Source organism: Wolbachia endosymbiont (group A) of Clivina fossor (genome assembly GCF_964026865.1).
GTDB lineage: Bacteria > Pseudomonadota > Alphaproteobacteria > Rickettsiales > Anaplasmataceae > Wolbachia.
On the sequence record NZ_OZ034707.1, the window covers coordinates 1,474,396 to 1,486,786 of the forward strand.

At 36.0% G+C, this 12,391-nt stretch carries 13 protein-coding genes and 2 pseudogenes; 14 read left to right on the forward strand and 1 reads right to left on the reverse strand.

The features are described from left to right. Positions 1-13 precede the first annotated feature (13 nt). The 3 genes and pseudogenes from AAGD99_RS07365 to AAGD99_RS07375 all read left to right on the forward strand — a co-directional run. A pseudogene (locus AAGD99_RS07365) lies at positions 14-301 on the forward strand (phage tail protein); the annotation flags it as partial. 454 nt (positions 302-755) lie between these two features. After that, complete coding sequence (locus tag AAGD99_RS07370; protein ID WP_341822745.1) at positions 756-1,310, forward strand: recombinase family protein; 555 nt, start codon at positions 756-758, stop codon at positions 1,308-1,310. 143 nt (positions 1,311-1,453) lie between these two features. Next, positions 1,454-2,468 (forward strand): IS630 family transposase gene (locus tag AAGD99_RS07375; RefSeq protein ID WP_341822277.1). Its coding sequence is split into 2 segments (ribosomal slippage): positions 1,454-1,918 and positions 1,920-2,468, totalling 1,014 coding nucleotides; the frame shifts between segments, so codons are not numbered across the junction. Positions 2,469-2,602: 134 nt separating this feature from the next. Here AAGD99_RS07375 and AAGD99_RS07380 read toward each other — a convergent pair. Continuing rightward, positions 2,603-3,625: an IS110 family transposase gene (locus AAGD99_RS07380; protein WP_341823012.1), complete on the reverse strand. Its 1,023-nt coding sequence runs from the start codon at positions 3,623-3,625 to the stop codon at positions 2,603-2,605. 181 nt (positions 3,626-3,806) lie between these two features. Here AAGD99_RS07380 and AAGD99_RS07385 point away from each other — a divergent pair, with 181 nt between their 5' ends. The 11 genes and pseudogenes from AAGD99_RS07385 to uvrB all read left to right on the forward strand — a co-directional run bounded on the left by AAGD99_RS07385 (position 3,807) and on the right by uvrB (position 12,220). Beyond that, complete coding sequence (locus AAGD99_RS07385) at positions 3,807-5,411, forward strand: recombinase family protein (protein WP_341822747.1); 1,605 nt, start codon at positions 3,807-3,809, stop codon at positions 5,409-5,411. 18 nt (positions 5,412-5,429) lie between these two features. After that, a pseudogene (locus tag AAGD99_RS07390) lies at positions 5,430-5,837 on the forward strand (hypothetical protein); the annotation flags it as partial. Then, positions 5,824-6,288, forward strand: coding sequence for a phage baseplate assembly protein V (locus AAGD99_RS07395; RefSeq protein WP_341823013.1), 465 nt, complete (start codon positions 5,824-5,826; stop codon positions 6,286-6,288). The pseudogene AAGD99_RS07390 and the gene AAGD99_RS07395, both read left to right, overlap by 14 nt. Positions 6,289-6,296: 8 nt before the next feature. Continuing rightward, positions 6,297-6,551 carry a PAAR domain-containing protein gene (locus AAGD99_RS07400; protein WP_341823014.1) on the forward strand — a complete coding sequence of 85 codons (255 nt, stop codon included), beginning with the start codon at positions 6,297-6,299 and terminating at the stop codon, positions 6,549-6,551. Between the two features lie 2 nt (positions 6,552-6,553). Continuing rightward, on the forward strand, positions 6,554-6,889 hold the full coding sequence (locus AAGD99_RS07405) for a GPW/gp25 family protein (RefSeq protein WP_341823015.1): 336 nt from the start codon (positions 6,554-6,556) through the stop codon (positions 6,887-6,889). 2 nt (positions 6,890-6,891) lie between these two features. Continuing rightward, complete coding sequence (locus AAGD99_RS07410; protein WP_341823016.1) at positions 6,892-7,674, forward strand: baseplate J/gp47 family protein; 783 nt, start codon at positions 6,892-6,894, stop codon at positions 7,672-7,674. Then, on the forward strand, positions 7,674-8,834 hold the full coding sequence (locus AAGD99_RS07415) for a phage tail protein (protein WP_341823017.1): 1,161 nt from the start codon (positions 7,674-7,676) through the stop codon (positions 8,832-8,834). Before AAGD99_RS07410 ends, AAGD99_RS07415 begins: the two co-directional genes overlap by 1 nt. A 194-nt stretch (positions 8,835-9,028) precedes the next feature. Beyond that, positions 9,029-9,592, forward strand: coding sequence for an ankyrin repeat domain-containing protein (locus AAGD99_RS07420; RefSeq protein WP_341823019.1), 564 nt, complete (start codon positions 9,029-9,031; stop codon positions 9,590-9,592). Continuing rightward, complete coding sequence (locus AAGD99_RS07425; RefSeq protein ID WP_341823020.1) at positions 9,585-9,713, forward strand: hypothetical protein; 129 nt, start codon at positions 9,585-9,587, stop codon at positions 9,711-9,713. The genes AAGD99_RS07420 and AAGD99_RS07425 overlap by 8 nt, the downstream gene beginning before the upstream one ends. A gap of 84 nt (positions 9,714-9,797) precedes the next feature. Beyond that, on the forward strand, positions 9,798-10,094 hold the full coding sequence (locus AAGD99_RS07430; RefSeq protein WP_264735990.1) for a hypothetical protein: 297 nt from the start codon (positions 9,798-9,800) through the stop codon (positions 10,092-10,094). Between the two features lie 212 nt (positions 10,095-10,306). Further along, positions 10,307-12,220 carry an excinuclease ABC subunit UvrB gene (uvrB, locus tag AAGD99_RS07435; RefSeq protein ID WP_341823022.1) on the forward strand — a complete coding sequence of 638 codons (1,914 nt, stop codon included), beginning with the start codon at positions 10,307-10,309 and terminating at the stop codon, positions 12,218-12,220. Positions 12,221-12,391: the final 171 nt, after the last annotated feature.

Here is a 12,391-nt window from a genome sequence, read left to right on the forward strand (position 1 = left end):
GGAATTGGTATAAGAGGTTTTAATAAGAGCAAACTTGTATGATGTAAGGGCTTCATCTATTGGCAGTATGAGAGAAACAAAAAGAGGTACGAAAATAGGAAATCATGAGTTTATAGGAGCATTTACTGCAACGATGCCAAGAGGTTATAAAGGAGCTTTCAAACGCGAGGGAAAAACAGCATTACCAATAAAGGAAGTTAAGTTGCCACTAGAACCTGAGGCTTCAAGGATAATAGGGAATCTTGTTAATTATGAAGTTGAAAAGGTATTTGAAAAATATTTTATACATTACATGAGTTAAATTATATGCATGACAAAGTTCTGGAAAGATTTACATCAAGCAATTTGCAGCACACTGAAGGAAGAAATACCAGCAATTCAAACTTGCGATCAATCACCTTAATACCCCCTTCAACAACCAAAAAGAAATTACAGTTACAGATCCAACACATCCGCTATTCGGTAGGACTTTTCCCATATCATCTGCCAGTGTAAAAGCCTATAACAGTGGTAATGTACTCGTTATTTACCGTAGTAATATAACTCTGCGTATTCCTTTTTCTGCTACCAACTTGGCCGGTAAGCAAGATTTACTCACCAGTAAGTTAACATGGAATTCATTATACGAATTTGTTTCTCTAGCAAAGGAGTATAAATTATGCCATGTAAACCAAATAGAGTGTGGAAGAAAATGCCGCAACACCTCAAGTCAGAAGTTTTAGAAAATATATTACTAGGATCAAAAAAGGTTATTCATGAGTACATCAGAGCTAATCACAGTACAACATCTAGCACGCGAAGCAATAATTTACATCAGACAATCAACACCTCATCAAGCACTGAGCAATCAAGAAAGTTTGGAGTTACAGTATGCACTGAAACAAAGAGCAATTGACCTTGGGTGGAAAGCTGATAATATTGTTGTTATTGATAATGATCTCGGCTTAACTGGTGCTAGTGCTGAAAAGCGCGAAGGATATAAAGAGATTCTCGCTAAAGTCGCTTTATCAAAGGTAGGGATTATCCTATCTTACGATGTGACTCGTTTGTCACGTAATTGTTCTGACTGGTATCCGTTATTGGATATATGTGGCTATAAACAGTGTTTGATAGCTGATCGGGATGGTGTTTATGACCCTGGTACTATTAATGGTCGGTTGTTACTTGGTCTGAAAGGACAGCTTGCTGAAATGGAGTTATCTACTATAAGAGCCAGACTAAATGCTGGACTGCTAAATAAAGCAACCAGAGGAGATACCGTCTTGTTAGTCAACAAAAAAATTATAAAAATTTCCCAAGTTGCATCATAAAATCAAAAAATACTTCCAATTGTGTAACAGTACACAGATTATAGTTAGTGGATATGTTGATAAGTAATACCAATTCCTAAAAATAAATAGACGAATAAAGAAAAATTTCTAAAATAGAATAATTTAAGAATTAGTGGGGAGTTATGGCAGGAAAAAGTAAAGCAATAGGAGAAGAATTATATAATAAGTGTAACCTGGAATTAAAGAAGCACGGCATAAGAGGAGAGATAGGAAGAAGATTACAGGCAATAATATCTGCAAAAGAATATGGAATAACAAAAGTTGCTCAAATATACCGAATTACTAGAACTACATTGATGAAGTGGATTACAAGATTTAAGGAAGGAGGAGTCAATGCGTTTAAAATACAACCAGGACGTGGAGTAAAGCCGAAGTTGAGCTACAAGCAGCAAGAAGAAATTAAAAATGTCATAGCAGAAGAAGGAGCCAACCTAACGGCTAAGAAATTAAAAATCATAATTGAGAAAATGTTTTCTATTGAGGTAAGTAAGTCTACAGCACATAGACTGATGCAAAAGTTAGGTTTTTCGTATATTACTCCAAGGCCTGTGCACAATAAACAGGATAAAAATAAACAAGAAGAGTTTAAAAAAAAATCTTAATGAAACTATTGTCACGTATCCCGAAAAAGAGCTATTTTTCTTCGATGAGTTGCGGTTTGGCACACATTCAAAGATTGGACACGGGTGGTTTAAAAAAGGCATTAGGACACAGGTTAAGGTAAAATTAGGTAGGCAAAACTTTTATCTCTATAGTGCAGTTAATCCTAGAAATGGAGAGAGTTCTAGCTTATTCGTACCAAACGTCAATACTGATTGTATGAATATATTCCTTGAGCAGATGTCACAATATTTAGGAACAAGGGAGGCATTTCTTGTTGTGGATTGTGCAGGATGGCATAGATCCAAAGGTTTAAAAATACCACAAAATATTACCTTAATCTATTTACCTCCATATTCACCAGAGTTAAATCCAGTAGAGCGTTTATGGCAATATTTGAAAGACAATCTCATTAAAAATAGAATATATGACTCTGTTAGTTTATTGGAGGATACTGTATGTGCATTCATTCGTAATATTACGGAAAGTTCGATCAAAACCATTTGTTCTGTGAGTTATTTGCCTACTTATTTATGAGATTTGGTATAAATTAGTTTTATACGCACAAAACAGATGAAGTTTACTTATCAACATATCCACTAACCAACAACATTCAATAAATTTGTGTAAGATACCACTTTACATAAGATAGATAGGAAGCATTTTTGATTTTAAAGTACTAAACCTTCAGTCAACCTCTTAGCCCTGTAGTTTTTGATATGGTTAGGATCAAAAGCACTTTTGGATGTCAGAATACCGAAAATGATATGGAGTAGCTTACGCATTGCAGCACCAACGATGGCCATATTATGCTTACCCTTTTCCTTTAATCTTTGGCAAAAGCTCATAATGATAGGATTGTGATTCTTAGCTACTATGGCAGGAAAGAAAAGTGCCTTACGTAATGTTTGTGAACCGGATTTACTTAATCTGGGTTTGGCATATACAGAGGAACCTGACGTCATATTTCGTGGTATAACTCCTGTATATGCTGCCAATTGCCTGGCATCTCTAAAAACCTCTATATCAGAAACTTCAGCTAAAATAGCTATTGCTGATTCTTCTCCTATGCCTGGAATAGTCAATAGAAGTTGAAAATTTTCCAACAATTCTTTGTGTTGATTTAATAGTTCACGTACGGAGTTTTTTATTGTTTCTATTTTTTGAGCTATATTCATTGCAAGGTCTTCCCAAGCATTTGCAACTTCTTTAGGCAGTCTCTCTTTTTTTTCTAAGTGGTTATTTACTAATGTTAACTCATCTTTTAACGCAACTGAGCAACGATAAAGATGTTTTAATTTTTTCATTTCAGGAGAAGGTGGTGTCCAACTAGAAGGTTCCTGTCTTTGGCAATAATCAGCAATAACTTCTGCATCGGTCTGATCATTCTTTTGTCGTATCAGCTTACTCCTTGCATAAGATTTTATGCAATAAGGATTTACAACACTTACAAAATGTCCAGCATTGTGTAGAAATTCAGCCAGTGCTTCGCTATAACAACCAGTAGATTCCATGCAGGTTTTTACTTTTTCTACATTATGTTTGTGTAGAAAATTCAGTAGACTTTGAAACCCATGATCATCGTTCTTAAAGCTTCTTTTTCTAGTTTCACGCTTTCCTTTTTTGCTTATAAATGAGAGAAAAACATCAAAGCGATCTTTTGATATATCTATGCCCAAAAAGTTGTTGATCATATATAACCCCATACGTTACCATTAAAAATGAAAAGTAAGGCTAGTCTTGTGAATACAGAATTAGAACCATTCAGGTCTTTCTACGATACCGTCCAGCCTATACTTTTGAGAAGGGAATTCTTATCTCCTCTACAGATTTTATATCTAAGAAGAAGCACAGAGTTCCTCCCTTCTCCACCTAATGCTTAAGCTTAAAACATTAGATGCTTTTGACAAGATACAAGATTTAGCCTTATCCCTTCCAGTCGGTTTCGTTCGTAACATTGATGATTCTGTGCATAAGGATCCTAACCTTGAAGTTCAGCACCGTATTAAGCTTATTTTTGAAACTTTTTTAGAAAAGCGAACAGTAGCAAAAGTTCTAAGATACTTTAACAACAACCAACTTACCATTCCTAGGTATGACAAATTTAAAGAATTGCAATGGAAAAAACCGACGATTACAGCAATTCTCTCAACACTAAAAAATCCAGCTTATGGAGGAGCATTTGTTTATGGTCGTTCTTGTACTACACGTCACAAACCATCTTCTGCTGACAAAACAACAAAGAAATTGCCAATGGAGGAATGGAAAGTTCTGATTAAAGATAAATATCCAGCTTATATAGATTGGGAAACTTTTATAAAGATTCAGGGAATACTAAAAGATAATCATGCAGAGTATAATCACAATAGAACACGTGGTATAGCTAGACCAGGTGCAGCATTATTACATGGAATAATCTATTGTGGAGAATGTGGACACAAAATGAGAGTGAAGTATAAAGGAGGAAATCATTATTTATGCAAGTACTTACACCAACAATATCTTTTACCTGCATGTCAATTTTTACCTGCTGATATTATTGACAATGAAGTAGTTCCTAAATTTTTTGCAGCACTTAGTCAAATCGAGCTAGACGCTTATACCGAGGCTATTAATTCGCAACTACAATCTGAACAAGCAGTTAATAAAGCTTATTTACAACAATTAGAACGCCTGAGATACCAAGTGGGATTGACAGAACGACAATTTAATCAAGTTGATCCTGATAATCGTCTTGTAGCTGCAGAACTTGAAAGACGTTGGGAACAAGCGTTGAATGAACTTAAGCAAGCGGAAATTACATGTGAACGTCAGTATCCAAGTAAACCGATTCCTCAATTATCTGAGGAACTGAAAACAGTATTTTTAGATGTAGGTAAGAAATTACCTGAAATTTGGCATCAATCAGTTCTGTCACGTCAGCAACAAAAATCTTTTCTTCGTTGTCTAATTGATAAGGTGGTAGCACACCGGATCAGACGTGATTGCCTTCAAGTACGCATTGTATGGCATGGCGGTGAAACTACGACTTCTCACGTTCCTATTCCAGTACGCTCCTTCCACACATTGACTAGAGCAGCAGAAATGGAACAGTCTATAATAGAGTTGAGTAAAGAAGGTAAAACAGATGCAGAAATCGCTAAGTACTTAGAAAAACAAGGACATCGTTCTCCCTCATGCTCAAAGAATATCGTTTTAGAATGTACAGTAGCAAATATTCGATTAAAAAATAATATTATGCGAGAAAAGAATAAATCACAACCACTTAAAGTACCTGGATACCTTACTGTTCCACAAATTGCAAAAATCCTCAATGTTACTAAATATTGGCTTTATTATAGAATCGATAATGGCCAAATTAAAATACGAAAAGATTATAGTAAAACCAAAGGCAAATATTTATTTGAAGATACGCCAGAGACTGTTAGAATCCTTACGGATTTTAAAAATGGTAAACTCAACAACCCAAATTTTTTATAGGAGCATCAATATGTATAATCATGTGAAGTATATCCTGCAATAAGGAAAGAATTATTAGCGCCAGCGGTGTTTGTAGAGCTTGTGAGTTTAGAGCCAGGAAAAGATCCGGGGACTGAGGAATTAGCGTTGAGGGCAAGATTTGAGGCAAGAGTAGTAGTTGATGGAACAGTTGAGGATTCTCAGGTAGTGGTAAGGTCACTGGCAGCGGAAGTTGCGAGAGTAGTGAATAAGAATACTTGGGACGTGGAAAATGTTTCAGCAGGTGAATTTATATCAGCAGGAGGAGATGATTTTAGGCCAGAATTAGATGCATATCTAGTGTGGATGGTTGAATGGGTGCATGAAATCCATGTAGGCAAGTCAATATTTTCAGGCGGAGTTACGCCGCATATTATAGAGATAGGTGAAGTACATGTTAGACCATAATTTTGCCATTGCAGAGCTAAATAGAAGGCTAGCGAACATTATTCGTATAGGTCTAGTTAAAGAGATAGACTATGAAAAGGCAAGAGTGCGGGTAAAAGTAGGAGAATTTTTGACCGATTGGTTACCGTGGATAACAACAAGAGCGGGAGAAGATAGAAGTTGGTTTTCCCCAGATATTGATGAGCAGGTGATGGTATTATCGCCATATGGAGAGTTGTCATTAGGGGTGGTGTTACCGGCAATATATCAGGAAAAGTATCCTCCTCCGGAAAGTAAAAAAGAAGTAAGTAGTGTAAAATTTCAAGATGGAACAAAATTATCGTACGACAAGGAGAATCATCATCTTGAGATTGATGTAGTAGATAAAATAACGTTGAAAGTAGAAGGATCAAGCGTAGAGATGACAAAGGATGGAATAAAACTTAAGGCACAAAGAATAAATCTAAATTAGGAAAAGGAATGAATAAATCAGTTATATGCCTAGGAGATCACTGCGGGGAAGCGTTGCCGCATTTTTGTATAAGTGGAAGCAGAGATATATTTGTAAACGGAAGACCAGTTTGTCGGCAAGGAGATAGTTTTACAGAAGGTAAGGTAATGGCACAAGGGTCAAAAACAGTGTTTGCAAATGGTCATGGTATAGGAAGAGTTGGGGATTCAGTATCTTGTGGGTTTAAAGTAATAAGTGGAAGTGAAAACGTGTTTGCGAGCTAAAAATGAGAGGTATGGATGCTAAAACAGGAAAAGAGTTAGAAGGAATAGAACATTTAAAGCAATCAATAGTTAATATTTTAACTACTCCTATTAACAGCAGAATAATGCGCAGGAGCTATGGGTCAAGATTACTTGAGTTAGTTGACCGGCCAATCAATCGTGATTTTACGTTAGAAATTTACGCAGCAACAGCAGAAGCACTACAAAAGTGGGAAAAGAGATTTAAGTTAGAAAAAGTAAAAATAACAGAAGTGAAAGAAGGAAAAGTAACGCTTGACCTAGAAGGATTGTACTTACCAATGGGGGAAAAGATTCGCTTTGATGGAGTTGTGGTATAAAGATGGAGCAGCCTAACATTATTGAGCCACTGAACTTCGAAGAAATCTTTTCACGTATGAAGGAGGAGTTGATACGTCGAGACTCAAGTTTTACAGTATTGGTAGAAAGTGATCCAGCAATAAAGATTTTGGAAGTAGCAGCGTGGAGAGAGCTTTTGCTGAGACAAAGAATAAACGAAGCGGTAAAAAGTAATTTACTGAAGTTTGCAGGAGGAGAAGACCTAGATCGTTTAGCTGAGTTTTACGGAGTTGAAAGAGAAAAAGAAGAGGATGACGAACGATTTAGGAAAAGGATTAAAGCAAAGATAGTTGGCTGGTCAACAGGAGGAAATTATCGGTATTATGCATTATCAGCAGATACGAGAGTAAAAGATGCATTAGTAGAATCACCTGTACCAGGAAAAGTACAAGTTTCAATCTTATCCACAGAATTATCCACACTGCCAGAAGAATTACTAGAAATTGTCAGAAATCAGCTAAACAGGGAGGATGTGAGGATTTTAACAGATACAATAGAAGTGGTAAGTTGCAATATTATAGAAATAGATATCCACAGTAAAATTAGCATTAAAAGACCAGATATTATTGAAACGGTGAAGAAGAAATTTATCGAAAAATTTGAATTAGCAAAAAGATTAGGATGGAGTGTGACAAGATCATGGATAATAGCGAATTTGTTTGTGGAAGGAGTGGAAAACGTGGAATTAATAGAGCCAAAAGAGGACGTTGTGGTACTGGGGAATGAGTGTGCTTTCTTAAAAAGTTTAAATGTTGAGTTGAATTAATGCTATTACCACCAAACGCAACAAAGCAAGAAAAAGCGCTGATTGATGCAATCGATTACAAAGTAGACCCAAGCTGTGTAAAAGGATTTAAATTTAGCCCAGGGGAAAAAGTATTGCCGTGGATAATAGAGGAATATGGGTTAGAAGAGATTCTGCGTTGGGCAAAAGAGAAAAGAAGAGCGATAAAAGAAGGGGTAGAATTTCAGCGTTTAAGAGGAACACCAGCGTCACTAAAAATAGCATTAAAATGGGCAAATATAGAAGATATTACAATTATTGAAGAGCCACCCGGAGAACACTTTTTTGAATTACAGATAGGGATAAAAGATGTTCCGAAAGACTTCTTTGTTGATGCAGTAGTAGAACTAGCAAAACTATCATTACCTGCAAGATCACGGCTAATGAGGATTTTTAACGATTATTATAATGCGCAGAGATTTATATTGGATGAGAGTTTATTTGGAGATCTTCTTTCTGACTATTCGGGGGTAAAAATAGAAAAAGATGGACCAGTGTTATCATTTGGAAGAGTAAATTTTTTCAGGTCAGAAGGTCCATTAGTAGAGATTATAGATAGTTACTTGCGAGATCATTATGAACAAGCTTTGAGCAATGATATATATCGCCTAGATGTAGCAATCCTTGGAGAAACCGAGTCCCACATGAAGAATTACAGAGGCATCTATGAAAGAAATCATGTGTGGTATAACTTCAAAGCGTTATATCCGCTACCACAGAGCTTATTACCGGCAATTAAGTTTGCGAAAGCGCAGATAGTATTATCGGACAGTTGGAGTTTAGGAGAAATAAACGCATGTTTTCCAGTAAGTAGTATAGAAGAGAGGGGAAAAAGGTTTTTACTAGGAAGTGATAAGCTATCTGAACAAGTGTGGAATTTAAAATACAAGCCAATTTTAGAAAGGTTTAGCGTTACCTATCATTACAAAGTAGAAAACTCTACCGATCAAAAAGTTATAAGATTTGGTTTAGCAAAGCACTATGTTCATTTTGAAAGCGAATTAAATTCAGAGCAAAAGGATGCAATACAGGAGTTAGAAAATTACATTTTAGTATTTTACCCAGGTGTACTAACTTGGCATGAACATCGACATTTGAACAGGTCCTGGGAAGAAAAACAACCTATATGCTTAATGAATTAAATACATATATTTATATCTTCATACACTACATTAACATTCGGTAAAAATGTGTGTTTTTTGAAAAAAAGAAGTTGCTTTTCCATGCCAAAACAGCTATAAATTAGGTAGGTGTAGGTAAACATAAGAAATTGATCTTGCACTGAAGTGAGCCAAATTGGCGACTTTATGTATGTTTTTATAGTGAGGTAACTAAAATGTTCAATTTAAATAAAAGACTGGAAAAATTAAAGGAGAATTCATTTCGTGGAATAAATGAAAAAGACGCAGCAGGTTGCACAATATTGCACCGAGCAGCACAAGTGTCAAATCCAGAAGTAATAAAGTTATTAATAGAAAAAGGTGCAGGTACAAACGATAGAAACAATAGAGGCGAGACACCATTGCACCTAGCGGCATTCTATGGAAAGGTAGAGAATGTAAAAGCACTGATAGAAGGAGGAGCAAATGTAAATGCTATAGATGATGGAGGATATACGGCATTACATAGTGCGAGCTTAATGAGTTGTGAAAAGACAGTAAGGGAGCTAATAAAAGCAGGGTCAAATATTAATACTGGGAACTACATAGGAAGGACCCCCCTACATGAAGCAGTATTTATGAGGGAAATAGGGAACGTGAGGGCAATATTAGAAGCGGGAGGTGACGTAAATGCGAAAGACCAAAAAGGATACACGCCAATAGATCTGGCATATATGGCAAATAGTGAGGAGATAATGAGAGAGTTAGTGGCGAAGCAGAAGGTTATGGAAGTTGATTGAGAAAAGGAAGGAAATAGTGGAAAAGGAGGTGTTGTCATTAGAGAGAAAACCGTTGGCAGAGCTGAGGGAAAAGGCACAATTATTTGATGATTTGGGAGAGTGCTCAATTGATGAAAGATAGCGCTATGTGTTTCCAAAATTGTGCATAAAAGTAAAACAAAACGAAGGTTAACAGTTGCGTCTTTTTCGCAAGAGTAATGGATTTATGGAAAAAAGGAGTGCCCGAACTATAAAAATATTTACAGGAGAAACAATGAGAAAAAAGGTATTAACTGTAACTTGTCGATATGAGCCTGATGAGTTAGCAGATAAACGCTTATCGGATGTATACGGGCAACTGATAGAGAGATTGATAAAGAGAAAAAAAGAAAATAGAGAGAAAGAAACAAATGAAAGTAGTGAGTTTATATGCGAGAGTGTCATCGTGCAAAAAATTAAGCATAGTACGACAAATACAAGTTTTCTTGTCGTTTTAATCTGCACAGATTGCGAAGTTAAATGAAATAGCTTCAGTTTCATGATAAGGGGGCTGGCGGAGTTTGTCAAGGAAGTTTTTCGTTTCTATTCCCAATAAAAGTTTGTTATATGGTTATGCAAGAAGTCTATTGTTGGTTAATGTTTTATGGCTTTACGGAAAGTTTATAGCTATACAACTTATCTTAAAAGCAATATAGTGTTCACTATGCAATGAATCAAAGATAGTAAGTAAAGTCTATGAAATTTCAAATCACTACACATTTTCAACCCGCTGGAGATCAACCGCAGGCAATCGATAGTTTAATTGCGGGGCTAAATAGCAATAAAAGAGACCAAGTTTTACTTGGGGTTACTGGTTCTGGGAAAACTTTCACTATGGCAAATGTTATAGCAAGGACAAACAGACCTGCGCTGATCATGGCACACAATAAAACCTTAGCAGCACAACTTTATGAGGAAATGAAAGGATTATTTCCCAATAATGCTGTTGGATATTTCATTTCTTATTATGATTACTATCAGCCCGAAGCTTATTTGCCGCAAACTGATACTTATATCGAAAAAGACTCTGCAATCAACGACAGAATTGACATGCTGCGTTATTCTGCCGCCTGCTCCCTCTTGGAGCGCAGGGACACGATCGTAGTTGCCAGTGTTTCTTGCATATACGGTCTTGGTTCGCCTGAAAGCTACCGCAGCATGACTATATCTTTAAGTGTTGGAGATAAAATTCATGTTAATGATTTCTTGAGTAACTTAGCTGATCTCCAATACAAGCGCTCTGATACCAGGTTTGAGAGAGGATATTTCAGAGTGCGTGGCGATATTATCGATATATTTCCTGCCTATTATGAAAATAAAGCTTGGCGTTTATCGCTGCTTGGTGATGAAATAGAAGAAATTTCTGAAATTGATGCTATAACGAGTAATATTACCAAAAGCCTAAATACAATCACCATTTTTCCAAACAGCTATCACATTACATCACGTGAGACTCTGTTGCAGACAGTTGAGCTAATCAAAAAAGAGCTGCATGAATGCTTGGATTATTACTACTTGCAAAACAAGATTGTTGAAGCAAAGCGCCTCGAGCAACGCACTAATTTTGATATTGAAATGATGAGAACAACAGGAATATGTAAAGGTATTGAAAATTATTCGCGTTATCTCTATGGAATGGAAGCTGGGGATCCACCGCCTACTTTGTTTGAATATTTACCCAAAGATGTAATTTTGTTTGTTGATGAAAGTCATGTCACCGTTCCTCAGATTGGTGCGATGTACAGTGGTAATGAGGCACGTAAAAAGAAATTGATTGACTATGGCTTCAGGCTCCCTTCCGCTTTTGATAACCGTCCATTAAAATTTGAAGAATGGGAGAAAGTTAGGCCGCAGACTATTTACATTTCAGCTACTCCTGGAAAGTATGAGTTGGCAAAGACCAATAATGTATTTATAGAGCAAGTTATCCGTCCAACAGGGCTTACAGACCCAATCTGCATTGTGAAACCAATAGAGAGTCAAATTGATGATGTAATTCATGAGGCACAAGTGACAATAGGAAAGGGATTTTGTGTTTTAATCACTACACTGACAAAAAAAATGGCTGAAAATTTAGCTGAATATATGAGTGAATTAAATATGAGAGTGAGTTATTTGCATTCTGATATTGGTGCGCTGGAGAGAATAGAAATTATATGTAAATTAAGATCTAAAGAAATTGACGTTTTAGTAGGTGTTAACTTGCTTAGGGAAGGTCTTGATATTCCAGAGTGTGGTTTGGTTGCAATTTTAGATGCTGATAAAGAAGGATTTTTGCGATCAGAAACATCGCTCATTCAAACGATCGGTCGTGCTGCGCGTAATGCTGAAGGTAGAGTAATTTTGTATGCAGATAAAATCACTGGTTCTTTAGATCGTGCATTAAGAGAGACTGAAAGAAGAAGAAAAAAACAAGAAGAACATAATATATTGCACAATATTGTCCCGAAGACTATAATAAAACCTATATCAAACACCTTACAGGAGAGGGCAATAGCAGAACCAAAAGTAAATACTAATAAGGATGACTTGAGAAAGCAAATGATAGAGCATGCTGAAAATTTAGAGTTTGAAGAAGCAGCAAGAATAAAAAAATTATTGCAAGGTTAAGTAATATATGATGCTATGGGCATAGCATGAAAGTGTAAACAACTAAACTTCCACTATTCTTCTTTTTATTTTAACTCATCTTTTTGAGACTTTTGACAATTTCTTAGAACTGAAGAAGGAAAGGTGTATTTTTTTATTGACTTACCTATGTATTACGGTAATCACTAAAGA